This is a genomic window from Vibrio sp. 10N.222.49.C9, from assembly GCF_041474985.1.
Lineage (GTDB): Bacteria > Pseudomonadota > Gammaproteobacteria > Enterobacterales > Vibrionaceae > Vibrio > Vibrio crassostreae_C.
Window position 1 is genome coordinate 126,919 of the sequence record NZ_JBFRVD010000036.1, and the last position, 26,020, is coordinate 152,938.

Here is a 26,020-nt window from a genome sequence, read left to right on the forward strand (position 1 = left end):
ACATCTACGGTTACTGTGCTGTTTTCTTCCACTGCACTAGTGTCGGCGTTTGCGATTGGAAGGTCATTAGTGCCTGTGACTGTGATAATTAACGTTGTTGTATCAGTTGCACCTTGGTCATCAGTTACTGTGACTGGTACTTCAATCTTTAGTTCTTCACCTTCGGATAGATAACCATAAGAAGACGCATCGAATTCATAACTACCGTCTTCGTTTAAAGTTAGACCTTCAACTAAGGTGTCCGTAGTAAACACTAGTGGTTCACCTACAGGTTGATCTACATCCGTAGCATTGATGCTACCGCTAATAACCTGGTCCTCTAATAAGGAACGGTCCTTAGGCTCTGCTACTGGCGCATCATTCACTGGCGTAACATCAATTGTGACAGTTAACGTGTCTGTCAGACCAGTTTCATCCGTCACGATAACTTGGAAGCTATCTGGACCGTTATAGTTTGCATCTGGAGTGTATTGCCAAGAGCCATCTTCATTTAGGGTAAGGCTACCGTTAGAAGGGCCCGATTCAACTGAGAAGGTAAGAAGGTCATTATTTGCATCGGTCGCAGTTAACTGGCCGCTTAACAAAGTATCTTCTGGAACAGATGCACTTAGTGCATCTTCAAGCGCGCTAAAAGAAAGGTCTACAAAGATTGGCTCTTGTTGTGCGAAACGGAATTGCTCTAGAAGGCTCAGGCTTTGAGTTCGCGACATGCCCAGCGCTTCAAATCCCGTTGTTATAAATTCGGTTGCTGGGATCGTTTCTTCACCGTCTCGCTCTACAGTCCCACTAGTTGCCAAGCTAGAACCATTTTGACCAGCAGCGGTAGCGAACTCATCTCCTAACTCAGTAGGGTCTTCACCTTCTTCTAATGCGGCAAAAATATTTGCGATATCCTGGTCTAGTTCAACTTCACCGTCTTCAGGTGAAAAACGCTTAACTGATACCTGAGGTTCATTAGGTCCATTTTGAGATTCAAGAGTTACATCTCCAGCCTGTAGAGGCTCTCCATCTTCGAGTACTCTAACCGTGCCATCAACTGAAATAACCATGCGCTGACCCAATGCAAGAGCACCGGTCAAATTCAATGCTGTAATGTCCATATCAACCCCTAAAAACCATTTTCGCTTGTCACGTCAACTTTGTGACATCTTATTTATAATATTAGCCGAAATATAACATTTAACATCACATAATTCCTAGTTATGAATCGTGCATTTAACATACCGAGTGACAAGGTAATGACGCTGATCACATCACACAATAATGAAAGTGCTCACACTATCAATATAAGTTATTGTGTTTGCGAAAAATAACAGAGCTAAAAACGTAAAATTGACGTTCTCAAAATCATCATAAAACGCACAGCAAACTGTTAACAACTTTACAACCATTTACGGTAGCTTCTCGAGCGAACGTTATTTTTTTGGCGGTTCATCTAAATTTCGTATCTAGCACATTAAAAAGCGTAGGTTTAGATGCAGTCCAATTTGGAGAGATGGAAATTGAATTACATTCAAACGACAACATTAGGGTTAGCTATAGCGCTAAGTTTGCCGACAACAGCACAAACCTTAGAGCAAGCCGTTGCGTTTACATTAGAAAGCAACCCTGAAATCAAAAGTGCTTATAACGAATATATCAGTAAGCGTTATCTTAACGACGCTTCTGGTGGTGCTTATCGACCAAGTATAGACTTAGATGGTGGGATTGGTTATGAACATACTGATCTAGCAACCAACCAAGACACTACCGATCTGACTAGAAAAGAAGCAACGATCACCTTGACCCAGTTAATATGGGATGGCGCTAATACATCCAATGATATTGACCGTACTGCGGCTGATGCAGAGTCCGTGCGCTATCAACTACTATCTAACGCGCAAGACATCGCTTTAGAAGTAACAAAGGTTTATCTTGATGCAGTGAAAGCCTATGAAGTGCTTTCTCTTTCGGAAAGTAACTTAGCGACGCACAAAGAGATATATAACGATATTCGTAAGCGCGTGGAATCAGGTATTGGTTCAACCGCAGATATGTCACAAGTTGAAGCTCGTATTGCGAAAGCGCACGGGAATTTGCTTGCTGCTCAAAACAACCTTTTTGATACGCATACTCAGTTTAAAAGACTTGTTGGTCAATCTCCTTTAGGGTTAACTTTCCCTCGCGCAGATGCGGGTGCAATTCCTTATACCGTTGATGGTGCGTTGGCAAAAGCGTTTAACCAGCATCCAGTCATTAAGATTGCACAAGCCGATGTTGACTCAGCGAAGTTCCAATACAAACAATCTAAGAGTACCAACTACCCGACTGTTTCTTTTGAAGCCGCTCAAACTTGGCGTGATGACGCCGGTGGTACAGAAGGCAGCAGCGATGAGTTTTCTGCCATGGTTCGTTTAAGATACAACCTTTACAATGGTGGTTCGGATCAAGACCGCACAGAAAGTGCAGCCTACCAACTCAACAAAGCCAAGGACCTTCGCGAAAGTACTTACCGCAATGTAGAAGAGAGTCTACGTCTATCATGGAGCGCACTTGATTTAACGGTTCAGCAAAAAGAGTTCCTATCTGACCACGTAGACTCGGCATCAGACACGGTAATCTCATATGAGAAACAATACCGTATCGGTAAACGTACCCTTCTCGACTTACTTAACACTGAGAATGAATTATTCGAAGCTCGTAAAGGCTATTTAGATGCTAAGTATGACGAGCAATACGCAAAATATCGCGTAATGAACGCAACTGGTAACCTACTCATCGGTTTACGAGTTGAGATCCCAGAAGAATGGAATGAAAAGGTGGAATATTAATGAAGCTTACCAACACAGTATTATCGCTTTGCTTCATGGTTGTATCTGCCAATGTTTTAGCTGAAAACAACGAAGATGAATTCGAATATCGCGCTCTACCACCGGCCACTCAAATTTACGATCTTCAAGATGATGACAATGACGGTGTAATAAACGCGCGAGATTTATGTCCCGATACACAAATTGGTGCCGAGATCGATAACGACGGTTGTGGATCATATTTCGAGTCATCGGAAAAGAAAGAGCTGCATATACTCTTCGCTAATAATTCAACGGAAATAAACCCTGTCTTTCTAGGGCAGATACGCCAAATGGCGGCATTTTTAAAGCGCTACGAAAGTACCAGCATTGAATTGCAAGGTTATGCCAGCAAAGTAGGTAACGCGGAACATAACCTAAAGCTTTCGAAAGAACGTGCATCACATGTAAGACGAGCGCTAATTAGCAACGGTATTCAGCCATCTAGAGTCAGCATCGTAGGTCATGGTGATTCTGAATTCAGCAGTGATGACACCCAAATCAATCACGCACTACATCGAAAAGTTGTTGCTTCCGTTGTTGGATTTAAGGGTAATATCAAAGAAGAATGGCACATCTTCACCAAAATTAAAAAGTAGGCGTACCCAGCTTTTACCATACTGAAACGTTATCTTAAGTTAACGTTTCAGTATGGTGATAATTCCTTGAATAGCATATACCTAAGCCGTCTATAATGTTAATCTTGCCACGTTATCAACATAGAGAATTAATCCATGAGCAAACTAACAGCTGATACTCAAGCAAATCTAGAACTTTTCGTTTCTGAAACACAAGAAACTAAACTGGTATGGGGCCTTCGCAACGAAGAAGGTTGGCTAGCATGTGACTCAAGTGAATTCGAAAACAGCGAAGTGATGCCATTCTGGTCTTCAAAAGAAGATGCTCAAACTCACAACGTTGAAGAGTGGGCTGACTTCGAAGTATTAGAAATTCCACTAGATATCTTTGTAGAAGATTGGTTACTGACTCTTGCTGAAGACGGCGTTCTTGTTGGTACTAACTGGAATGCAACATTAGAAGGCAAAGAACTTGAGCCTTCTGACCTAGCGAAATTATACATCTAATTTCCGATATCGGTCGCACGATTCGCGCGACCGATATACCTCTGATTAGTATCAATAAATTAGAGACCTACCTCGCATAACCACGTAGTCGCACCATTCAAAATTTGAAGCAACATCAAACTAATAATAGAATATCGTTCTTTATCTGATTGATCGTCTCTTGTGAATCACTTCGTTTTTGTTACCTTTCTACTATTCATTAGCTTTTGTTCTCATGGCCAAGTATCAACACAAGATCGTCACCTGGACTCTCCTTTCAACTCATCCAATTTGGATTCAAACACGACTCCAAATGCTGATTGGAATGCACTCTATCTCTCGACTCTAACTCATTCCCCATCGCGTGCGTTAAACATGCTGCAAACCCGTTACACTGGCTCAACCGTCTATGGGGATAAGCTTTACCTTTCATCTCTGTTATATCAATACATGAGCCACCGAGATCAACCGTTCTATGGAATCGCTTCAAACGACAGTGAGTACCAAGCGATTGAAGAAGCGTTTATTTCTGCATTGATGAAAGACGGCAAAGGCCAATATGAACAAGCACAACAAGGCTTTCTAACACTTTTGGCGAAAATGCAATCTCGCAGTGATTTAACTGGTAAAGCCTTACTAAAGTACCAGCTATGCCGATCGCTTAACGAGCAAGCTAAATACCATCAAGCGAACTATTACTGCTCTGCCCTTCAGTCAGATTTACATGACATCGCTGACCCTGTATTACCAAAATTCGGGACTTATCGAGTCATCGCGAACAATCATCATTTCCGCAGTGACTATCAAGCTGCACTAGACACCTACCTATCACTAATAAACGTGTTTCCACAAGGGCATGATATTTCAGGGGTTTACAACGATGTGGGTAACTTGCTCAAAGAATTAAAGCAATATGAAAAATCGGCGGAGTATCTAGAGCAAGCTCTCATTCTCAGAGTAAACGCTTCAGATTTAATGAAAGCACAAGTGCATCACAGCCTTGCGGATCTCTACCTTAACCAAGAGCAAAGTGAACTAGCAATTCACCACTTTCAGACAGCAAGAACACTGCTGAGCTCAACGTCGCATAGCTACGGTATTGCACTCACAAGTCTTGGCTTAGGAAAAGCGTACACTCAAACGAAAAACTATGATGTGGCGAGAACCTACCTAATTGAGTCTCTTTCAGCTTCGAGCGAACTGAGCAATGATGTCATTCGCATCAATGCTTACTTGGCGATCAGCGATATGTTCGAAGAACAGAAACTGCCAACGGAAGCACTCAACTATGCTCAACAAGCGCTAGAATTAGCTGAACAAGTCACAAGGCATAAATACATCGCGCAGTCACTTCTTCAGCTTTCTGATATTCATCAATCACTCAGCGATTACCAACAAGCTTTCTATTTCTACCAGCGATACTCTTCAATACAAATGGAAGCTAGAGATATCGACAATCGACTCGCACTCGAAGCGCTCGGCCTGACGCACGCCAAATATGAACAAGAACTAGAAAGCTCTTTCCTGACACATCAGACGAAACTCGACCGCGTTCAAATTGAAAAAATGGAACATCAAAGATGGATGTACAACATCGTTGTTATTCTGTTGCTTTGCGCTGCAAGCTTCACGGTATTGATAAACAAAACGGTTCGCGCAAAAGCAGCAATTGATGGCTTAACGAAAGCATATAGCCGAACTGAGATAATTCGAAGAATCAAAAGAGTGAAACGCTGTAAAGGGACGGACAAACAGCATGTGCTCGTGCTGCTCGATCTAGATAAGTTTAAGAAGATTAATGATGAGCATGGGCACCCTACTGGTGATCGGGCACTGGTCCATATTAGTGATCAAATTAGAAAACACTTAGTGAATGGTGAATTGTTTGGTCGCTTAGGGGGTGAAGAATTTGTCATCATATTAACCGATACCCCACCAGCAGAGGTACGAGAACGCGTTGAAGAGTTGCACTACGCCATTTCAAGCACTGTCTTTTTATCAGAAAGCAAAAAGCAACGGCCGAAACTGCATCATTGATGCTTACAACGAACCAATTGATTGACCTGAGGTTATTTATTCTCAGTCTGTTTGCGAACCAACTCAGCCATAATACCTTCACGATCACCTAGGTAATCGTTAAGGCCAACTTTACGCAGTTCACACGCTGGGCAATCGCCACAACCATCCCCGACAATGCCATTGTAACAAGTCAGTGTTTTATTTCGAACAAGCTCAAGTGCTGAGTACTGGTCGGCCAACGCCCATGTTTCAGCTTTGTTGAGCCACATTAACGGTGTTTTAATATCAAGCGGCTTGTCCATACCTTGTACAAGCGCAGAGTTCATCGCTTTCACAAAGTCATTACGACAATCAGGGTAGCCTGAGAAATCAGTTTCACACACGCCCGTGATTACGGTATTTGCACCGATTTGGTAAGCGTAAATACCCGCTAGAGTCAGAAATAGAATATTACGACCAGGAACGAATGAATTCGGCAGCCCATTCTCTTGCAGCTCATGAGACACAGGAATATCGTCACGAGTCAAAGAGCTGATAGCCAGTTCATTCAACAGAGTCACATCCATCACTTTGTGCGCTTTCACACCAAGCTCTTTCGACAATGACTCAGCAACTTCAATCTCGAGTCTATGGCGCTGACCATAATCAAACGTAATCGCATGAACTTCATCATACTTTTTTAATGCTTGAACAAGACACGTTGTTGAGTCTTGACCACCACTGAATACTACCACTGCTTTTTTCATCTTAAATCCTTACGAGAACCTTCTACTAGCGACTTATCTTGCCCAGTAAAAATACAACCTATGCGATGCTCAAATATTTGTGAGTTTGTATTGATAAGCGCCAATTGCGCTCAATGCAGGTATCAATACAAAGCTGAGTAGCGCGGTCTTTTTGGCTGATTGGTTGCAGAGCGATAACAGTGTCGTTAGGAACTGCTGCTCGCTCCAATAAACCGTCAAGTTGTTCGATGTCTTTGCTTGTACCTACTGGATGCTTAATTTCGTTAGCACGTTGCAAGGCGCTATCTAAGATTTCCAGTTTCGCTTTCATCGCCACTTTCGGTGACACCGTAACCCAAGTGTCCGGTGTGGCTTTAACTTCTGATGTTCCGCTAGTCTCAATCTGACAGCGACAACCGTGCTGCTCAAACGCTTCAGTAAGAGGAACAAGATCATAAATGCATGGCTCACCACCAGTAATCACAATGTGCTTAGCAGTGTAACCTTGCTTGATATATTCATTCACGATTCCTTGAGCATCGATTGCTGACCAAGTAGGTGAATCTTCTGTCTTAACCATAATATCGCCAAGGCTGGTTTCCTCTTCTGGCAACGCTTCCCAGGTCTGCTTGGTATCACACCAAGAACAGCCCACTGGGCAAATTTGCAGACGAACAAAAACAGCGGGAACGCCAGTAAACACGCCCTCACCCTGAATGGTTTCAAACATTTCATTAATCTTGTACAACTTTCCCTCAGCTCAATCATTTGATGAAATTAATCAACCGCAGACCTTAAAGCACTTCCCCCTTTTGGTCAAACAAATGAGTACTGATAAATGAGTTGATCAAAGCCCTAGCCTGAACTTTCAAGTTCCCTTATCCTTTCGCCCATAGATTTCGTTAGCTTTTAATTTTTTAGTAAGGAACAACATGTACAAACTGATTGCTCTTGATATGGATGGCACACTACTCAACAGTGAAAAAGTGATTTCTCAAGAGAACAAAGACGCAATCGCCAAAGCACGAGCTGCAGGTGTGAAAGTAGTTCTCGCTTCTGGTCGCCCTTTAGAAGGCATGCAAAGCAAATTAGATGAGCTTTCGATTGACGGCGAAGATGACTTTGTACTCTTCTACAACGGCTCTATGGTTCAGAACGTATCGACAAAAGAGATCATTCACAGTGAGATCAGCAACGGTAAAGCCGCAAAAGAGATTGCTGCCCTCGCTGAACAGCTTGGTGGTTATGTCCATGCTTTCAGCAAGATCCACGGCTTAATCACACCTGAGAACAATGAGTACACTGGTATTGAAGCGCGTATTAATTGCTTAGATATAACCGAGTTCGACTTTTCTCAACTAGAAGATGACCACGAAATCATCAAAACTATGATTGTCGCTGAACCAAGCAAGCTGACTGAAATCATCGGTAAGTTGCCACAAGAGCTTAAGACTCAGTTTACTATCGTACAAAGTGCACCATTCTTCTTAGAGTTCCTAAACCCGAAATCAAACAAGGGTGTCGGTATTGAAGCGATAGCGAAACACTTAGGCATTAAAGCGGAAGAAGTCATCTGCATGGGTGATGCTGAAAACGATCACCATATGCTTGAATACGCAGGCCTTGGCATTGCAATGGAAAACGCAATGGAAGAAACCAAGAAACTGGCGGATCACATCACAGCTAGCAACGACGACCATGGTGTAGCGGTCGCGATTGAGAAGTTTATCTTCAACTCATAAACGCTCAACAGGTTCTAATAAGAATTACTTTTTGCTTGTTTCAGAAATGACAAAGGCTGTGCACTGCACAGCCTTTTTGATTTTGTGTTAGTCGAGTCGCTTACTCTCTTTTCCATGGCAGACGAAATGCCACCACACCAAACAGAATCAAGATTGGGAAACGTAACGTTTCAACAATAAATGAAGCAATACCGCTGAAAGAGACAAAGCTTCCAGCCCAGCTAATCAGCAGATTTCCCGCTAACAACATCGCCATCACTCCAAGAACGATCTTGAATGAGAACTGACCAACCAAAGGTTTCGAGTCTGTTAACGTCACTAGGCATGCAATCGTCATCAAAATCGCCACCCAGAATGAGAATGTTGGCAGTGGCCATATCACCGTCAGAACAATCGACAGTAAGCACAATGCCCACCAAACACCTTTAGAACTCAATAAGGCGCTAATATCAACATCCGGTTTCGCGTCTAATCTCACGATATGCCACGTCGTTAAAGCGCCTAATACGCCACCCATTAATACATCACTAAAAAACGCACTACCTGAATAAGACTTAAATAGCATGATCCACAGCAGGCCAGCGAGCACTACCAGAATGGCTTTTTGCTCCAAGAGGCGCTTTAGTTTCCAAAAGACTAACAAGGTTAAACTGACCCACAAGGCAGCCAACAGACTTGGAAAACTATACCCACTGCTCATCACCAGTTTCAATGTTGGCATGTAAGCGTGTGGACGTGGAAAACCAAAACCTTGGTGCGCGATTAAAGTAAGTAGTGTCACCGAGATCAAAGTGAAGCCAAACTTCAACGCGAAGTTACGGCCAAAGTACCAAGCAATTAACGGCAATATCACAATGAAGACCCATGGCTTGGCCAACAAGTCAGTCAAAAGCACAGTATTCGCAAATACGCTTGGCATCTTATCGAACGTGTTTTGAAGTGACACAATCCAATTTAATTCAACTTGATGGACTTTGGGTGCCGCGCCCACCAGCTCAGTCACATACGTCACCGGTTGATCTGTCGCAGATAAAAACAGCTCGTTAATCTCAGACCACTGTTCTGGGTAGCGGTATTGGTGATCTTGCAATTCAGTAGGAGGAAGTAACATCGCTCGGCTGACTTCCACGCCATAATGAGGAGCAAACCAAATCGGCAGCTCAAAGCCACCTAACTCATTTCGAGCCTTGTAACTGATCACTTCAGAGTCAGAAATACAATCAAACACGACGGCACTGTCGGTATAACCTAGCACATCACCGACCGTTACCGACAAACCAGCCTCTTCCCAAGTTTCTCGTTGCGCCGCGACGGCTGGCGGCTCACCTGAAACAACAGTGCCTCCCGGTAGAGACAATTGACCGGTGATCAACTCATCAACCAACACGATTTGGTTATCAGCACGTACTACACACAAGGCGCCCGCGATATGATCGGGCAAAGTGTCGTTTGCCCAAGCGGAAGTAGTACTCAAAAGAGACAGTATGAAAACTAATAAATATCGAATAACCAACGAGTTTACCTAAAAAATAATAGAAGAATATTGAAGACTGCTGTTGCAGTTGAACTATTGTAATCAAAGCCACACAAAATCGCTGTCTACGTTTTGTGCAAAGCCTTCCTCATCCATTGAATGTGAGGTGTGAACCCCATTTTTTGATAGAAGTCCTTGGCAGGCGAGTTAAAGTCCCAAACTTCTACAAAGACTTGTTCAACCCCATAATCATCAAAAGTACTTTCAACTTTGTTAAACAACTTTTCAGCAATCGATTCTTTTCGATAATCAGGCAAGACAAACAGTTCATCGACACTTCCCATCGGCACTGGTTTGCTGACCGTTGAGATAAGCTCACAAAAATGCCCAGAGATAAAGCCAACAATGAGCTCTCCTTTTAATGCCACATAAACCAAACATTCAGGGTCATCCAAGTATCGTGCAATGCTTTTTTCCTGCTCAATCTCTTCTGCCGTTTTAAAATGCTCTGGGCTAGCAAGGTGGTGATAATGGTGGAGATCGAACATTAACTCGTTAAGTTGTTCCAAATCCGCGTGCTTTGCGGCCCTTAAGGTGACATTCATGACTATTGCGCTTCTCAAACCAAATTAATATCTAAACTGAGTCTAGTTTACTTGGCGTGAGTATCTATACAAGTTATTGAATTAATTCATTGTTTGAAGTGTGTATTTTAGATACAAAAACGGCCACATTACGTGGCCATTCTGTTTGAATGATTTTGAATTAAACGAATATCGAAGCTATGGTTTTTGCTGTGGCTTTTGCTGTAGCTTCAGCTTTATGCACCGTTATCTTCTTTCTCTTCTTTGAGATCAGCAAGCTGTTGTTCCAGTTCAATAAGCTTAATTTCCGCCTCTACTTCCGCAACTCGCTTTTCTGCATCAGTGCGATTGTCTTGCGCTAGACCATCAGCAGTAACTTGGGTTCGTTGTGCGTTTCTTGCATCGTCCGTATCTTTCATTGAACCCGCAACACCACCGGTCACACCACCTAATGCAGCGCCCTTAACGGCTAAACTCGCATCTCCAGTTAGAGCGCCGGCTGTTGCTCCTAATAAAGCACCACCTACCGCACCACGATTACGTGCGGCATTCTCATTTTCGTTATCCATTGCTGGTGATGCGCAACCAGAAAGAGTCACAATCAGTGTCGCTAAAAGAAAAGGTTTAGTGAATTTCATAGGAGTCTCGCTTAGTTCTTCGTTTTGAGTAGAACCATCTTAAGCAGAGCCGTTAATAAGATAAATAAAGCCACGTTTAGACGATACATCATGTTCAGCTATGTATTATTCAGCCATCGCATAACTGATTAATGATATATAGCTTTGAGCTCGCTTTATCCTCACCAACAAAAAAGGCGACCAATAAGGTCGCCTCAATCGCGCTTTCTCTATAATTCTTGCCTTTCACATATCTCTTAGCCTTTAGACCAAAAGTTTTGCATGTTTGCTACGCTAGGTGGTGGCCTAACACCACAATCTCGATAATGATTTTTATCGCCGATCCCCAGTATCTTGCCATTTTCGTCATCAATCATAGCCGCAACTTTAACACCGTCTCCCACATGGCGAGTTAACACGACAATTTCACCAGCTCTTTCAGACCTTACTGCGCCTAAGATTTGATATTCGTAGCGGCCTTTCCTTGAATTAACGATCATCTTCGAGTTAATAGGGTCGGCTTCATATCCCACACCAATATCAAAAACCGCTTGATAGAGATCGACGCCAGTCTTTGATACACATTTAAATACCTTGGGATGACTCAAAGGTTCTAACAACGCTCTACTCGCTTCATCCTTTGAAATACTGGCACTAGCAGCACCACTGACCAATAAAGCAATCAACAAAAAGTACGCTCGCATAAAAAGACCTCAATATGTGGGATTCATAATGAGGTCATAGTAAACGCAATGGATAAGCGGATGAATAAAGTAGAGTTTAGGTAAACCATCACGCCGGATTATGTATAAATCAACAAGCCGAAGGTGAGATTACCTAAACTGCGACGTCTATTTGCCGAGCTTTTCAGCAATTTCAGTTAAGCTGGTAGGGTCGTCAATAGTTGAAGGCACCACATATTGTTCACCTTCTGCGATCTGCCGGATCGTTCTACGTAAGATCTTACCTGAGCGTGTCTTAGGTAACCTCTCAACAACCAAGGCTTGCTTAAAACAAGCTACCGCGCCGATCTCATTACGAACCTTGCCAACCAATTCCCTTTGCAACTCAATGCCATCGACTTTTACGCCATCTTTTAACACAACTAGACCTAAAGGAAGTTGTCCTTTCAAGTCATCGTGAATCCCGACTACCGCACATTCTGCAATGGCTGGGTGACCACCCACGATCTCTTCCATTTCTCCAGTCGACAGACGGTGTCCCGCTACGTTTATCACATCGTCGATACGGCCCATAATAAATAGATACCCATCTTCATCGAGATAGCCACCGTCCCCAGAAACATAATAGCCTGGGAATTGGCTCAGATAGCCAGATTCAAATCGATCATGATTACGCCAAACCGTTGGCAGACAACCGGGTGGTAGTGGACGTTTGAGTGCAACAAAGCCTTGCTGATTTGGCTGTGCCGTTTCACCCAATTCATTGAGGATCTCCACTTGGTAACCGGGTACTGGCTTGGTTGAAGAACCCGCTTTTACAGGCAAAGATTCAAGCCCTGTCGGATTGGCAGAAATAGCCCAACCCGTTTCGGTTTGCCACCAGTGGTCGATAACCGGTTTATTGGTATGAGACTCGACCCAATCCAATGTTGGCGGGTCTAAGCGCTCGCCAGCCATGAAAATCGACTTGAGCGATGATAAGTCATACTTGGTGAGCAACTCGCCTTCAGGATCTTCTTTCTTAATGGCCCTAAACGCTGTTGGCGCAGAAAACAATACATCGACGTTGTACTCTTCACACACTCGCCAGAATGCGCCGGGATCTGGCGTTCTGACTGGCTTACCTTCAAACAGAATCGTAGTACAACCATGAATCAATGGTGCATAAACAATATAAGAATGCCCCACTACCCAGCCGACATCAGAAGCCGCCCAAAATACGCCATCTTGCGGCATATCGTAGATAGTGCTCATCGAGTATTTCATCGCGACCGCGTGACCACCATTATCGCGCACCACGCCTTTTGGCTTACCCGTCGTCCCTGATGTATACAATATATATAGTGGGTCAGTCGCTAGAACAGGCACACACACATGAGGCAAAGCATCATCAACAGCTTGTTGCCAAAGTACATCGCGTTCATTGTTCAACTCGGCTAGAGATTGCTCTCTTTGGAATACCACCACTTTTTCGGGCTTCCAGCGGCTGTCCATGATCGCCCTGTCGACCATCGGCTTATATGGCAGAACTTTATTTATCTCGACACCGCAGGAGGCAGTAATCAAGACCTTCGGTTCAGCATCTTCGATACGAACGGCAAGCTCATGAGGAGCAAAACCACCAAACACCACCGAATGCACCGCGCCTAGTCGAGCACAAGCCAGCATTGCCATTGCCGCTTCAGGAATCATTGGCATGTAGATCACCACACGATCGCCTTTGGTCACGCCTTGCGTGGCTAACATACCTGCGACTTTTGCCACTTGGTCACGCAATTGATTGTAAGTGTATGAGGATTGATTTCCTGTAACTGGAGAATCGTAAATCAGCGCGGTATTGCCACCTCGCCCATTTTCACAATGGTAATCAAGCGCGAGCCAGCAGGTGTTCATCACCCCATCAGGAAACCAACGTTCAATACCGTTATCGTCAGTTTGTAATATCGTTTTTGGTGGTTCAAACCAATCTATCGCTTGTGCTTGTGTTTCCCAGAACGAATTGGGGTCTTCCCTAGCCCATTGATACTCGGTGATATAATCGGTTTTTCTTTTCATTCGATTCGTAGCAGACATAGTGCCTCCTCCATGATTTATCCATTAGTCCAAGCGCCTAGCTTTTGGCAGTGTCACTTGGGTGCACTCTTTTCTCAGCGTTGTGTTCGTGAACATTTGACCGTTCACGACAATCGCTTTACTTAGGAAAAGGCACACGGATGGCACCTTCCATGATCACTCGGGCACTACGACTCATAATCGCCCGTTCTATTTGCCAACCGCTTTCCGTCTGCAAAGCTTTAGCTCCGACCTTTAAGGTTCCTGATGGATGACCAAAGGTCACAAAATCTCGGGAACCCTCACCGACTGCCAAGTTCACTAACGTACCTGGCACACTCGCCGCTGAAGCAATCGCGACCGCTGCCGTGCCCATCATGGCGTGGTGCAGTTGTCCCATAGACAAAGCACGTACTAGAAGGTCAGTATCTTCGACAGCAACCGATTTACCACTGGAAGCTTGGTACGCTTGAGGCTTAGCAACAAACGCGACTTTAGGTGTATGTTGACGTGATTCAGCTTGTTCTAAAGAATCAATAAGACCCATTGCTACTGCACCATGTGCTCGTATGGATTCAAACAGAGCCAAGGCTTTGGTATCACTATTGATATCTGATTGAAGTTCAGTGCCTTGGTAGCCAACCGATTCAGCATCAACAAAAATGGTGGGTATCCCAGCATTAATGTATGTCGCTTTGATGCAACCCAGATCGGGAACATCTAAAAAATCGACAACATTCCCTGTTGGGAACATAGAGCCACTCGCATCGGCGGGGTCTAGGAAATCAACTTGGATCTCAGCGGCGGGGAAAGTCACACCGTCGAGTTCAAAATCACCTAACTCTTGAACTTCGCCACCAGCGATAGGTACATGAACAATAATGGTTTTCTCTATGTTCACTTGCCATACTCGCACCTCGACCACACCGTTTTCTGGAATACGATTCGAGTCGACTAGGCCACTATGAATAGCAAATGGGCCCACTGCAGCAGACAGATTGCCGCAGTTACCGCTCCAATCAACGAACGGCTTGTCTATTGCTACTTGGCCGAATAGGTAATCAACATCGTGATCGGCTTTACTACTTTTCGAAACAATAACGGTTTTACTGGTACTGGATGTTGCACCACCCATGCCATCGGTTTGTTTGCCATAAGGATCTGGACTACCAATCACGCGCAGAAGTAATGCGTCTCGAGCTTCTCCGGCAACTTGCGCAGCCTCAGGTAAGTCACTTAAGTTGAAGAAAACGCCTTTGCTTGTTCCGCCCCGCATGTAGGTAGCAGGTACTTTTATCTGTTTATTTGTCATCATAAGCTCCTACTGTGCGAGAAAGTCTTTAGCGAAACGTTGCAATACGCCACCAGCGCTGTACACATTCACTTCGTCTGCCGTGTCTAGTCGGCAGGTCACAGGAACATCCAGCTTGTCACCGTTTTTACGAGTGATGACTAGAGCCAAATCAGACCCTGCTTCAATGTCGCCGTACACGTCGTAAAGCTCGGTGCCGTCCAGTTCTAAGGTATTGCGATTGGTTCCCGCTTTAAACTGCAAAGGCAACACACCCATTCCAACTAAGTTGGTTCTGTGGATTCGTTCAAAGCCTTCGGCAACAATCACTTCAACACCCGCCAAGCGCACCCCTTTGGCTGCCCAGTCACGTGATGAACCTTGTCCATAATCGGCACCCGCCACGACAATCAAAGGCTGTTTACGGTTCATGTAGGTTTCTATCGCTTCCCACATTCGCGTAACTTGACCTTCTGGTTCAACTCTTGCTAGTGAACCTTGCACAACTTCTCCAGCGTCCTTAACCATTTCGTTATACAGCTTAGGGTTGGCGAATGTTGCTCGTTGCGCGGTTAAGTGATCGCCTCGATGGGTCGCGTAAGAGTTAAAGTCCTCTTCCGGCACTTCCATTTTGGTGAGATATTCCCCCGCAGCGCTCGAAGCGAGAATCGCATTTGAAGGGGATAAGTGATCTGTAGTGATATTGTCACCCAGAATCGCTAAAGGTCTCATACCAGATAGGCTTCGTTCTCCCGCAAGAGCACCTTCCCAATAAGGTGGTCTTCGGATATAAGTACTTTGAGGTCGCCAGTCATAAAGCGGTTCAGTCGTCACCTGCTCCTCGTCTGGCTGGAACATTTTTACGTAGATCTGTTGGAATTGCTGAGGCTTAACGTGCTCACCGACAACAGCATCGATCTCGGCATCACTCGGCCATAAATCACTTAAGTAGATTGGCTTACCATTGTTGTCGGTACCTAAGCTGTCTTTCTCGATATCAAAGCGAATCGTGCCAGCCAACGCGTAAGCAACCACCAATGGCGGTGAGGCTAAATACGCTTGTTTGGCATAGGGATGGATTCGACCATCAAAGTTTCGATTCCCTGACAACACAGCGGTTGAATACAGGTCGCGGTCGATGATCTCTTGTTGGATAGCAGGATCTAGGGCTCCGCTCATACCATTACAGGTAGTACACGCATAGCCGACGATACCGAAGCCTAGCTTTTCCAGCTCAGGTAGCAAACCTGCCGACTCAAGATAGAGCTTGGCAACTTTAGAGCCCGGCGCAAATGATGTTTTCACCCACGGCTTACGAACTAATCCAAGTTGATTGGCTTTCTTAGCCACCAATGCTGCGGCGACCACATTTCTTGGATTACTGGTGTTAGTACAAGAGGTAATCGCTGCGATGATTACGGCACCATCAGGCATCTGATCATCCCTGTACTGCTTAGCATGCTGCTCTTTCCAAGATGTTTGACTGATACCTTGTTCAGCCAGCTCTCTGGTTGGCAAACGGCGATGAGGGTTAGACGGCCCTGCAAGATTGCGCTCAACCTTCGATAAATCAAACTCAAGTACACGCTCATATTGAGCAGAATCGAGATCGTCAGCCCATAGCCCAGTTTGCTTGGCGTAGCGTTCAACTAGTTCAACCTGCTCAGGCTCTCGACCAGTGAGTTTCAGGTATTGAATAGTCTGCTCATCGATATAGAACATACCCGCTGTCGCACCATATTCTGGCGTCATGTTAGATATCGTTGCGCGGTCACCAATAGTCAGAGCACGAGCCCCTTCACCGAAGAATTCCAAATAGCTTGAGACCACTCTCTCATTGCGAAGGAACTCAGTAATCGCAAGCACAATATCCGTTGCGGTTATCCCTTCTTGTCGTTGACCCGTCAGTTTAACGCCTACAATATCAGGCAATCGCATCATCGACGGACGACCGAGCATCACAGTCTCAGCTTCCAAACCACCTACACCTATTGCAATAACACCCAGAGCGTCAACATGAGGAGTATGACTGTCGGTGCCGACACAGGTATCAGGAAACGCGATTCCTACTTTAGATTGAATCACTGGAGACATTTTCTCCAAGTTAATCTGGTGCATAATTCCATTACCCGCAGGAATCACACTCACGTTTTTAAACGCGATTTTACACCAGTCAATAAAATGAAAACGATCTTCGTTTCTGCGTTCTTCAATCGCACGGTTTTTATCAAAGGCTTCACTATCAAAGCCTGCATGTTCCACAGCTAAAGAGTGATCAACAATCAGTTGGGTTTCGACAACGGGGTTCACCTTGGCAGGGTCTCCGCCTTGGTCGGCAATCGCGTCTCTTAATCCAGCCAAATCTACTAGGGCTGTTTGACCAAGAATGTCATGACACACCACACGCGCAGGATACCAAGGGAAATCAAGGTCACTCTTGCGTTCAATGATCTGTTTTAAGCTGTCTTCAAGGGTTTCAGGATCACAGCGTCTTACTAATTGCTCTGCCAATACTCTCGACGTATAAGGCAAGGTTTTATAACTGCCCGGAGATATCGCTTCTACCGCTTCGCAAGCATCGTAATATTCTAAATGAGTTCCGGGTAAAAGTTTTCGGTACTGATTTTTATCAAGGTACTGAGCTTGTTCAAGTTTCACATCAGACATACATCCACCATTATCTGTTAAATTCTATTCGTTGGTTCTTGAGGCCTTGTCGTATGAAGACGGAAGTCACCTCAAGACATAAGTCGGCTCGATATAGAGGACTAACGTAAATGGATTGGCAGCCAGTCTTGATGCTCTGGCCCAGTGTAGTCTGCGCTTGGGCGAATGATGCGATTGTTTTCTCTTTGCTCGAACACGTGTGCCGTCCAACCCGTAAGGCGGCTCATCACGAAGATAGGAGTAAACAATTTGGTTGGGATGTCCATGAAGTGGTAAGCAGAGGCGTGGAAAAAGTCCGCATTACAGAACAGTCCTTTCTCGCGCTTCATTACCGCTTCAACACGCTCAGAAACGGCGTAAAGCTGTTCATCTCCCACCTCTTGAGCTAGCTCTTTTGACCAGCGCTTGATTAGAGCATTTCGTGGGTCGCTTTCGCGATAAATCGCATGACCGAAGCCCATGATTTTGTCTTTGTTAGCAAGCATCTGCATGATGTTAGTTTCTGCTTCATCAGCGGTTTTCCAATCTTGGATCATTTCCATTGCCGCTTCATTCGCACCACCATGCAGCGGGCCTCTTAGTGTGCCAATTGCTGCTGTAACGCACGAATGAATATCAGACAGGGTTGATGCACAAACCCGAGCCGCAAAGGTTGAAGCATTAAACTCGTGTTCCGCGTATAGGGTGAGCGAGCAATGCATCACCTTCTTATGAAGTTCACTTGGAGTTTTGTCTGTTAGCATTTTCAAGAAGTAGCCACCCAGACATGCTTCGCTTTGATCTTCAGTGTCAATGCGCACGCCATCATGACTAAAGCGGTACCAGTAACAAATAATCGCAGGGAAAAGCGCAAGCATTCGCTCAGTCGCAGACAGTTGCTCAGAAAAATCTGACTCTTGCTCTAGATTACCTAGCATTGAACAACCCGTTCTCATCACATCCATTGGATGAGCGTCTACAGGGATAAGCTCTAGTGCTGCTTTCAAAGGTTGAGGCAAGCCGCGCAAACCAATCAACAACGTTTTGTAATCGTCTAACTCTTTTTCACTGGGCAAATGACCTCTTAGTAACAGATGCGCCACTTCTTCGAACTGAGCATGATTAGCAAGGTCGGTTATGTCATAGCCACGGTAGGTCAAACCCGTTCCTGACTGGCCTACCGTACATAGCGCCGTGGTTCCCGCACTCTGCCCACGCAGACCAGCACCACCGATGGCAGGTGCGCTGGCTGAGTTGCTTGCTGTTTTTTCGCTTTGTTGTAGATTTTCTGTTGAAGCCTTATCGACAGCTGCTTTATCACTCAAAGATACAGACATGGTGAACTCCTTTTCTGTGTTAGTCGCCTGCACTCTTTGGTGCTGCCTGTTTATGTATCCGATGATCTTTATCATCGGTACTGGATATGGCGACTAACCATTTCACGTTATTGGATTAAGTTGATTTTTGATTAATTGAAACCGGTTTACCCTTCGCTTGAAAACAACTGATCAAGCTTGTTCTCGTAGTCGTGGTAATTCAGGTGTTCGTAAAGCTCTTTACGGGTTTGCATTGAATCCAACAAAGCTTCTTGATTACCTTCAACTAACAAGTGTTTGTAAACATTCTCCGCCGCTTTGTTCATCGCACGGAACGCACTCAATGGATAAAGCACCATGTCGACACTTGATTGGGCTAACTCGTTACAGCTGTAGAGTGGTGTTTGGCCAAATTCAGTGATGTTCGCAAGAATAGGCACGTGCTTGCCCGTTGCTGATTTCAGCGCTGCCGAGAACTTCACGTATTGATCGAGTTGATTCATCGCCTCAGGGAAGATCATGTCTGCGCCCGCTTCAACACAAGCTATCGCTCGCTCAATTGCGCTATCAATGCCTTCAACCGCCAATGCATCCGTACGTGCCATAATCACAAAGCTTTCATCGGTTCTAGCATCGGTTGCCGCTTTGACTCTATCGACCATCTCTTGCTGACTTACAATCGCTTTATTTGGTCGATGACCACAGCGTTTCTGGGCCACTTGGTCTTCCATATGGATTGCTGCTGCGCCTGCCTTCTCCATAGCGCGAATCGTACGTGCAATATTGAATGCGCCACCAAATCCCGTATCGATATCCACCAGCAATGGCAGATCACACGCGTTGGTAATACGTTCAACATCTACCAACACATCGTTCAATGTGGTGATGCCTAAATCAGGCAACCCATAAGACGCATTGGCGATGCCTCCGCCAGACAAATAGATCGCCTGATGCCCCAAGTTCTTTGCCATCATCGCGCAATACGGATTCACCGTACCGACGATCTGCAATGGGTCGTTGTCTTGCACAGCTTGTCGGAACTTAGCTCCTGCTGATAACTTCATAATGACGCTCCCTGTTAATTGTTAATTTCTAATCTTTATGACTACTGATGTTTAGCTCTCGCCAGCGAAGAACCGCTAGCAAATACCAGTCGCCAATTAATCAAGACCTTTGGATTGAATTTGTTGCTCTATAAGTAATCGGCTTCCCGAGATGTGTCTTCGCATTAGTATTTCTGCTAGCTCTTCATCACGGTTGCGAATCGCTTGTAGGATGTATTTGTGTTCATCGAGCGCCTCTTTGGGCCGAGACTGAGCCCTAGGCGATTGATAGCGGTACATGCGTAATAGGTGATAAAGCTCATCACACAGCAGCGAAATCAGTTTGCTGTTACGACTCGCTTTAATAATGCGGTAATGGAAATCGAAATCCCCATGTTGATGAAAGTAAGAAGAACCTTCGACTTCATCGATGTATTTTGAGTGTGTCGACAATAATCCTTCAAGCCCGACAAGCTCTTCTTGTGTGATATGTCTTGCTGCTAAGCGAGCCGCCATGCCTTCCAATGCCTCTCGCACCGCGTACAACTCGAGTAGTTTGTCTGCCGAAAAAGTAATAACTCGAGCCCCTACATGAGGAATGCGTTCAATCAAGCCAAGCCCTTCAACACGCATTATCGCTTCACGTAATGGGCCTCGGCTTACCTCAAAGCGTTTAGCCAGTTCAGGCTCCGAGATCTTACTGCCCGGTGCTAATTCACCGTTAACAATCGCCTCAACGAGGTACTCAGTGAGGTTTTCTGATTTAGTGTTCTCTTTATCGTTCACACGTGTCTTCGTGTTTGCATTTAAGCTGAGATCTTTTATCGCAGTATTCATATTCACGCTGCTCACTTCTGATTGCTGAACCCTAATTGTCAACAATTTCATAACATGAACATAAAATACACGATTGAATTGTCGACAATCAAGCAAATTGTCGACAATTTAGACTAAGGTAGTATTTTTCATAGACGATTAAAACTAATCCAAAAGGACACTACAAACAACTCAACCATCTGTTATTTATCGATTTAATCAGAGTAAGAGTCACTAACCCCCTATCTACCCTAAAATCATTTGAAATCGATATGTCGACAACTTATAGCCGAAACTTGTCAAAAGCAGCCCCCTTCGTATCTATCCACCAGCTCACCGATAAACAGATATAAAAAAGGCGCACTCATGTGCGCCTTTCATTCATCGAACCCGTTCTAACAAGCCAACCTTTAATCAAGCTATCTGACGAGTAACTTCTAGGTATTTGTTGATATCAACGAAATCAATTTGTTCCGGTTTGAGATACTCTTCTGCATAACGCAGGTGAGTACCGCTGGTTAAGAACAATCTAAACAGTTCGATATCGAGATGCTCGTCCAACGCCATTTTGTACATGATGTCGACAGCAACACTGATTGGCTTCGCCTTCTTATAAGGCCTATCCGCAGCAGTTAACGCCTCAAAAATATCGGAGATCACCAGAATACGTTCTGGGATTGAAAGGTCATCACCAGTCAGCTTCCTTGGATATCCCGTACCTTTGAGTGTTTCATGATGCGTCGAAGCATAGCGAGGAACACGGCTTAGCTCTTTCGGGAATGGCAGATTCTCAAGCATCTTAATCGTGCCAAGCATGTGCTCGTTTATCTTGAATCTGTCTTCTGCAGTCAACGTGCCGCGTGCAATACTCAGATTGTAGACTTCGCCTAGGTTATATAAGTGCTCAGGTACATCCATTTTGATTTTATGTTTCGGGTCAAACTCTAACGGCCTATCTCTTCTCACTATATGTTCAGGTTTATCACTTAACAGTGGCTCTGTCGCAGGTAAACTTGCACTCGGTTCTCGGTTCAACGCCTCTATCGGTGATAAACCAAGTTGATCATCAAAGTTACGCGTCCAAGTCGTCTCAGCTATCGCGTGAATACGAGCGACTTTGTCTTCACTCATGAATTCACCACCAACGTTCGATGTCGCGATAAAAGTAAAGTCATCTTGTAGCTGTTGTTTGGTTGTCGCAAACTCATCTGCAATTTGCTGCGTTGATAGCGTACCTTCAAGTTGCTTTCTCAAAGCGGTGATTTCCGCATCACGCCAAAGTACTTCAAATCGAGTTCTCACCTCGTGAATTCGGTTGTAGTTCGCTTCTAGCTTCGTACCTTTATCGACGATGTGTTCGGGTATCGTGATCTTGCCACAATCGTGAAGCCAAGCCGCAATTCTGAATTCACGACGTTCATCATCATTTTTAAACTCAAAATCTTTGAAATGATCGGACTGTGATTTCTCAACTGCATCAGCCAACATCAAGCCGAGTTTTGGTACACGATTACAGTGCCCTGCCGTATAAGCAGATTTATCATCGATAGCTTGGGCGATAAGCTTGATAAACGACTCCACAAACGCCTCTTGTGTCTGTTCATGCTGCTTAATCTCTGCCGCCATGCCTTTCACTGCCACAGACAGCTCCCATACTTCTTTGATTCGAGTGTCAACAAGCTCGACACTATCATAATCACGCATCTTGATCTTATGAGTCTCCTCCTCTAATTGACGAATAGGACGCACTATCGGTGCACCAAAACCCCAAGCAATAGGCAACGTCAAACTCATCAGTAACATCGTTATACCAACAGAGGTTGCTAGACGTTTATTGACTGTACTAAAGATTTCAGATTCGGGAATCAATACCGCAAAATATTCAGAGTAGTGTTCGCCCGTGTCTATTTTCTTTAAATAGAGATGCTTGATCTCGCCATTCAACTCTACCCTTACCATACTGCCTTCAACCGTTGCTTCCTTAGTCAAATCATAAAGTTCAATATAAGGAACCGTCGTATTCGTATTAAAGCCGGTATCATGGAGCCACTTTTTCGCTAAGGTATCAAGTTGTTCATCACTTAACCTGCCGATAGCTTTGTCAATAATTGGAAGCAATTGCTTATGCTTGCTCTGCAACACCAAATGGAATTGATTTGAGTAGTTCTGTTTTAGATCTTCTAGAGCCCCATTTACAACAAGGCCTGGTTGGAAAAACCTATCTAATGCAAACGAGAGTACGGGTTCAGCGTCTAAGAATGCAAAGTTCTCTCCGCTTTCAATTGAATCAAATGCGGACTCTAGGTTTTCAAACTCAACTAAATCAATATTCGGAAAGTCTTCCCTTAGCTTAGGAATAATTGACCACCCAGATAAAATGGCCACTTTTTTATCCTCAAGCTCGGCATAATTAGTAATAATCTTCGCGTCTTCTCTGGTCACGATAGCAAACGGTAAATCATAGATTGGAGTGGTGTAGAGGCCGCTTATGCCATTATTTTTATAATTTTGCACCGATTGCAGCCCATCTATAGTTCCTTCTTGAAACTTATTAACAAGCTCTCCCCAAGAAAAACCATTCACAAATTCAAACCTGATCCCAGTCATACCACCAATCATTTTGAGAAGGTCTATCGCATAGCCGTCTGGTCTTCCCGCCACTGAAAAGTCCATCGGCCCCCAATCATTTTGATTAGACACTAAAAGCGGAGGAGTATCATTAACCAAGGCTTTTTGCTCAGATGATAGCATCAGTTTTGATACATCAAACTCCGATTCCTGATTATTAACCTTGAGGTTAGACGCAATAATGTTACCCGATTTCGAATATAAGAAAGACTCAACCTTACTATCTTCTGCTAATCCAAGCGCCGTACCTGATAATTTGTTAGCCAAAGAAGACAGCACAATATCAATACCAATCACATGTTGAATTTCAGATTCGATTTTCGACTCAAACGCTAAAGAATAAGTTTGTCCGGTAATTTGTAAATGCTGAAAAAGATATGGCTGAGTTTTTTCGACCGACAGAACATTGGCAGCAACATACCAAGGCCTGGTCGTTGGAAAGTAGTTGCTCTGCTCCGTAGTTGAGCTTCTGAGGGAAAACTCTTGGTCAAAGTATTTCGTTGTCCGGACTCGCTCCTGCCCTATATTTTGAATCTCAACCACAACCCAACGATCCGTTTGTTGTGCTCCTATTTTTTCTCTAACGACAGGGGCAGATTCTAGGTTAATAATTTGGAAGAAATTTTCATCGGATGAGCCAATGTAAATACTATAAAAGAGAGGGTTATCTTTAATGGCTTCAGAAAGAATACTACGCGACTCTTCTTTCGATATTTTGTTACTGATAGATAGTTTCACTGTAGCAAGTAAACGCGCGGTGTTGGCTGCGTCAGAGTCAATCGCGCCGATATAATCACTCAGGTCATGAGATACCATCGTCAACTTTGACAGAGTATTCTCCGTCGCCATTTTTTTACTGAAGTAGTATTGAAGAGAGACCGCAACCACAGCCGTTAGCACAGTCGCGAGTATGAACATTGTTCCAACGGTAAAGCGTAACGAAATTTTTTTTAATGCCATTATTTCATCCTTGAATAATCGCCAACTCCAAAGTTAACAGCCTAGCGCAATCAATACCGCTTAAGTTGCATATCAACTATAGTAACTCATTATTCCACATCTAAAATCTAACACCTCTATACACCTGACTCTTTTGCAGAAATAGTTATCGTAGTCACATCTAACAATATAGACCAACAACCAATGCACTCGAGTAGAAAACGCTAGTTAAATCCAACCTTTGTCAATGAATTCAATCATTCTGAGACAATAACTACGATTTTAGAATCCAGATATCATTCAACAGTAAATGGACAAAAACACGTTACCGTGAACTTTATGAACAATATTAATCCAATGTTCTTTATTCTCAATATCGCCGCATTACAGACATTTCATTAACACACCGTTAACTTTAGCTTCATCTGCTAAGCAATATCCTACTCATCTGTTTAGTAGCTGGAAATAAAACATAAGTTTCTCTCCATTGAAGAGATCCCCTACATAAGGAACGTGAACCATGTTCAAGGCACTGAAACCTACTCTTGCGGCTTCTATCATCGCAGCAACCTTTTCTTTCAACACTTTTGCTGCTGACGTAGAAAAAATCCACTTCCTAATCCCTGGCGGCGCTGGTGGTGGTTGGGATATGACAGCTCGTGGTACGGGTGATGTATTGGTGAAATCAGACATCGTAGAAAATGTCTCTTTCCAAAACCTGTCTGGTGGCGGTGGCGGTAAAGCGATTGCTCACCTAATCGAAACAGCACAACGCCAAGAAGACACGCTAATGGTGAACTCAACGCCTATCGTTGTTCGTTCACTAACAGGTATCTTCCCTCAATCTTTCCGTGACCTAACTCCGGTAGCAGCAACCATTGCCGATTACGGCGCAATCGTCGCTCCTGCGGATTCTAAGTACGACACTTGGGAAGACGTCGTTAAAGAGTTCGAAACCAACCCACGTAAAGTGAAAATTGCTGGCGGTTCAGCCCGTGGCAGCATGGATCACCTTGTGGTTGCGGCAGCGTTCAAAGGCGAAGGTTTTGATGCGAAGAAAGTGCGTTACATTGCCTACGATGCTGGCGGTAAAGCGATGGCGGCACTGCTTTCTGGCGAAACACAGCTGCTTTCTACTGGCCTTGGTGAAGTGCTAGAGATGTCTAAATCTGGCCAAGTAAAAGTGCTTGCTGTGACGGCTCCAAAGCGTCTTGACGCTGCGCCTAACATCCCAACACTGACTGAATACGGCAACGAGACAGTATTTGCTAACTGGCGTGGTTTCTTTGCGGCACCGGGGACAAGCCAAGCAAAAATCGACGAGTGGAATGTAGCGCTTGGCAAAATGTACAAAACCGATGAGTGGCAAGTGGTTCGTGACCGTAACGGTTGGATCGACAACTACAAAGCTGACAAAGATTTTTACGCCTTCCTAGAAGATCAAGAAAAACAGATGGGCGACCTAATGCGAGAGCTTGGTTTCTTGAAATAACCAACAACCATAGAGGGCCTATGTGCCCTCTTACTCTTTCCTTGTTTCGCCGTGCATGAGT

Annotated in this window: 19 protein-coding genes and 1 pseudogene; 6 read left to right on the forward strand and 14 right to left on the reverse strand. The window is 44.5% G+C overall.

What is annotated here, in order from left to right; translation table 11 throughout:
- The coding region (locus AB4585_RS16095; protein ID WP_372170246.1) for an Ig-like domain-containing protein at nucleotides 1–1,100 on the reverse strand (1,100 nt) is incomplete at its 3' end.
- A gap of 402 nt (nucleotides 1,101–1,502) precedes the next feature.
- Between AB4585_RS16095 and AB4585_RS16100 the strand changes: the two genes are divergently transcribed.
- The 4 genes and pseudogenes from AB4585_RS16100 (at nucleotide 1,503) to AB4585_RS16115 (ending at nucleotide 5,954) form a co-directional block, all read left to right on the forward strand.
- Entirely contained in the window at nucleotides 1,503–2,810 is a 1,308-nt protein-coding gene (locus AB4585_RS16100; RefSeq protein ID WP_017062307.1) for a TolC family outer membrane protein, read from the forward strand.
- A complete protein-coding gene (locus tag AB4585_RS16105; protein WP_136982597.1) occupies nucleotides 2,810–3,427 on the forward strand; it encodes an OmpA family protein in 618 nt (205 codons plus the stop codon). The genes AB4585_RS16100 and AB4585_RS16105 overlap by 1 nt, the downstream gene beginning before the upstream one ends.
- Nucleotides 3,428–3,562: 135 nt before the next feature.
- The gene (locus AB4585_RS16110; protein ID WP_017062305.1) at nucleotides 3,563–3,913 is read left to right on the forward strand and encodes a DUF2750 domain-containing protein; all 351 of its coding nucleotides are present in this window, start codon (nucleotides 3,563–3,565) and stop codon (nucleotides 3,911–3,913) included.
- A 162-nt stretch (nucleotides 3,914–4,075) separates the two neighbouring features.
- Nucleotides 4,076–5,954: pseudogene (locus AB4585_RS16115) on the forward strand (diguanylate cyclase domain-containing protein).
- Nucleotides 5,955–5,961: 7 nt separating this feature from the next.
- Here AB4585_RS16115 and queC read toward each other — a convergent pair.
- Together queC and queE are read right to left on the reverse strand one after the other, a co-directional pair.
- Entirely contained in the window at nucleotides 5,962–6,657 is a 696-nt protein-coding gene (gene queC / locus AB4585_RS16120) for a 7-cyano-7-deazaguanine synthase QueC (RefSeq protein WP_136974304.1), read from the reverse strand.
- Between the two features lie 58 nt (nucleotides 6,658–6,715).
- The gene (queE, locus tag AB4585_RS16125; RefSeq protein WP_346762947.1) at nucleotides 6,716–7,384 is read right to left on the reverse strand and encodes a 7-carboxy-7-deazaguanine synthase QueE; all 669 of its coding nucleotides are present in this window, start codon (nucleotides 7,382–7,384) and stop codon (nucleotides 6,716–6,718) included.
- Between the two features lie 184 nt (nucleotides 7,385–7,568).
- On the opposite strand from queE, the gene AB4585_RS16130 reads away from it, so the two are divergent.
- Nucleotides 7,569–8,378: a Cof-type HAD-IIB family hydrolase gene (locus tag AB4585_RS16130; RefSeq protein WP_017062301.1), complete on the forward strand. Its 810-nt coding sequence runs from the start codon at nucleotides 7,569–7,571 to the stop codon at nucleotides 8,376–8,378.
- Nucleotides 8,379–8,478: 100 nt separating this feature from the next.
- Here the strand turns inward: AB4585_RS16130 and AB4585_RS16135 are convergent, their stop codons facing one another.
- From AB4585_RS16135 to AB4585_RS16185, 11 genes are all read right to left on the reverse strand, one after another.
- Nucleotides 8,479–9,891 (reverse strand): NUDIX domain-containing protein, encoded by a 1,413-nt coding sequence (locus tag AB4585_RS16135; RefSeq protein ID WP_029235369.1) that lies wholly within the window; start codon nucleotides 9,889–9,891, stop codon nucleotides 8,479–8,481.
- Nucleotides 9,892–9,977: 86 nt separating this feature from the next.
- Complete coding sequence (locus AB4585_RS16140) at nucleotides 9,978–10,457, reverse strand: GNAT family N-acetyltransferase (protein ID WP_017062299.1); 480 nt, start codon at nucleotides 10,455–10,457, stop codon at nucleotides 9,978–9,980.
- Between the two features lie 215 nt (nucleotides 10,458–10,672).
- Nucleotides 10,673–11,074: a glycine zipper domain-containing protein gene (locus AB4585_RS16145; protein WP_017062298.1), complete on the reverse strand. Its 402-nt coding sequence runs from the start codon at nucleotides 11,072–11,074 to the stop codon at nucleotides 10,673–10,675.
- Nucleotides 11,075–11,310: 236 nt separating this feature from the next.
- Complete coding sequence (locus tag AB4585_RS16150) at nucleotides 11,311–11,757, reverse strand: hypothetical protein (RefSeq protein ID WP_050648228.1); 447 nt, start codon at nucleotides 11,755–11,757, stop codon at nucleotides 11,311–11,313.
- 147 nt (nucleotides 11,758–11,904) lie between these two features.
- Nucleotides 11,905–13,809 (reverse strand): propionyl-CoA synthetase, encoded by a 1,905-nt coding sequence (locus AB4585_RS16155; protein WP_372155216.1) that lies wholly within the window; start codon nucleotides 13,807–13,809, stop codon nucleotides 11,905–11,907.
- A gap of 118 nt (nucleotides 13,810–13,927) precedes the next feature.
- Nucleotides 13,928–15,100 carry a 2-methylaconitate cis-trans isomerase PrpF gene (gene prpF, locus AB4585_RS16160; RefSeq protein ID WP_372155238.1) on the reverse strand — a complete coding sequence of 391 codons (1,173 nt, stop codon included), beginning with the start codon at nucleotides 15,098–15,100 and terminating at the stop codon, nucleotides 13,928–13,930.
- A 9-nt stretch (nucleotides 15,101–15,109) separates the two neighbouring features.
- On the reverse strand, nucleotides 15,110–17,746 hold the full coding sequence (acnD, locus tag AB4585_RS16165; protein ID WP_372155214.1) for a Fe/S-dependent 2-methylisocitrate dehydratase AcnD: 2,637 nt from the start codon (nucleotides 17,744–17,746) through the stop codon (nucleotides 15,110–15,112).
- 101 nt (nucleotides 17,747–17,847) lie between these two features.
- Nucleotides 17,848–19,062, reverse strand: a complete 1,215-nt coding sequence (gene prpC / locus AB4585_RS16170) for a 2-methylcitrate synthase (RefSeq protein ID WP_372155213.1) — start codon at nucleotides 19,060–19,062, stop codon at nucleotides 17,848–17,850.
- 146 nt (nucleotides 19,063–19,208) lie between these two features.
- Nucleotides 19,209–20,105 carry a methylisocitrate lyase gene (gene prpB, locus AB4585_RS16175; RefSeq protein ID WP_017062292.1) on the reverse strand — a complete coding sequence of 299 codons (897 nt, stop codon included), beginning with the start codon at nucleotides 20,103–20,105 and terminating at the stop codon, nucleotides 19,209–19,211.
- Nucleotides 20,106–20,201: 96 nt separating this feature from the next.
- Nucleotides 20,202–20,921: a GntR family transcriptional regulator gene (locus AB4585_RS16180; protein WP_372155236.1), complete on the reverse strand. Its 720-nt coding sequence runs from the start codon at nucleotides 20,919–20,921 to the stop codon at nucleotides 20,202–20,204.
- Nucleotides 20,922–21,314: 393 nt separating this feature from the next.
- A complete protein-coding gene (locus tag AB4585_RS16185) occupies nucleotides 21,315–24,488 on the reverse strand; it encodes an HD domain-containing phosphohydrolase (RefSeq protein WP_372155211.1) in 3,174 nt (1,057 codons plus the stop codon).
- A 499-nt stretch (nucleotides 24,489–24,987) separates the two neighbouring features.
- Between AB4585_RS16185 and AB4585_RS16190 the strand changes: the two genes are divergently transcribed.
- The gene (locus tag AB4585_RS16190) at nucleotides 24,988–25,959 is read left to right on the forward strand and encodes a tripartite tricarboxylate transporter substrate binding protein (RefSeq protein WP_017062289.1); all 972 of its coding nucleotides are present in this window, start codon (nucleotides 24,988–24,990) and stop codon (nucleotides 25,957–25,959) included.
- Nucleotides 25,960–26,020: the final 61 nt, after the last annotated feature.

Coding starts and splice junctions, on each gene's coding strand:
- AB4585_RS16105 (WP_136982597.1), top strand. CDS start 2,810: ATGAAGCTTACCAACACAGTATTATCGCTTTGCTTCATGGTTGTATCT.
- AB4585_RS16110 (WP_017062305.1), top strand. CDS start 3,563: ATGAGCAAACTAACAGCTGATACTCAAGCAAATCTAGAACTTTTCGTT.
- queC (WP_136974304.1), bottom strand. CDS start 6,657: ATGAAAAAAGCAGTGGTAGTATTCAGTGGTGGTCAAGACTCAACAACG.
- AB4585_RS16130 (WP_017062301.1), top strand. CDS start 7,569: ATGTACAAACTGATTGCTCTTGATATGGATGGCACACTACTCAACAGT.
- AB4585_RS16140 (WP_017062299.1), bottom strand. CDS start 10,457: ATGAATGTCACCTTAAGGGCCGCAAAGCACGCGGATTTGGAACAACTT.
- AB4585_RS16145 (WP_017062298.1), bottom strand. CDS start 11,074: ATGAAATTCACTAAACCTTTTCTTTTAGCGACACTGATTGTGACTCTT.
- AB4585_RS16150 (WP_050648228.1), bottom strand. CDS start 11,757: ATGCGAGCGTACTTTTTGTTGATTGCTTTATTGGTCAGTGGTGCTGCT.
- AB4585_RS16155 (WP_372155216.1), bottom strand. CDS start 13,809: ATGTCTGCTACGAATCGAATGAAAAGAAAAACCGATTATATCACCGAG.
- prpF (WP_372155238.1), bottom strand. CDS start 15,100: ATGACAAATAAACAGATAAAAGTACCTGCTACCTACATGCGGGGCGGA.
- acnD (WP_372155214.1), bottom strand. CDS start 17,746: ATGTCTGATGTGAAACTTGAACAAGCTCAGTACCTTGATAAAAATCAG.
- prpC (WP_372155213.1), bottom strand. CDS start 19,062: ATGTCTGTATCTTTGAGTGATAAAGCAGCTGTCGATAAGGCTTCAACA.
- prpB (WP_017062292.1), bottom strand. CDS start 20,105: ATGAAGTTATCAGCAGGAGCTAAGTTCCGACAAGCTGTGCAAGACAAC.
- AB4585_RS16180 (WP_372155236.1), bottom strand. CDS start 20,921: ATGAATACTGCGATAAAAGATCTCAGCTTAAATGCAAACACGAAGACA.
- AB4585_RS16185 (WP_372155211.1), bottom strand. CDS start 24,488: ATGGCATTAAAAAAAATTTCGTTACGCTTTACCGTTGGAACAATGTTC.
- AB4585_RS16190 (WP_017062289.1), top strand. CDS start 24,988: ATGTTCAAGGCACTGAAACCTACTCTTGCGGCTTCTATCATCGCAGCA.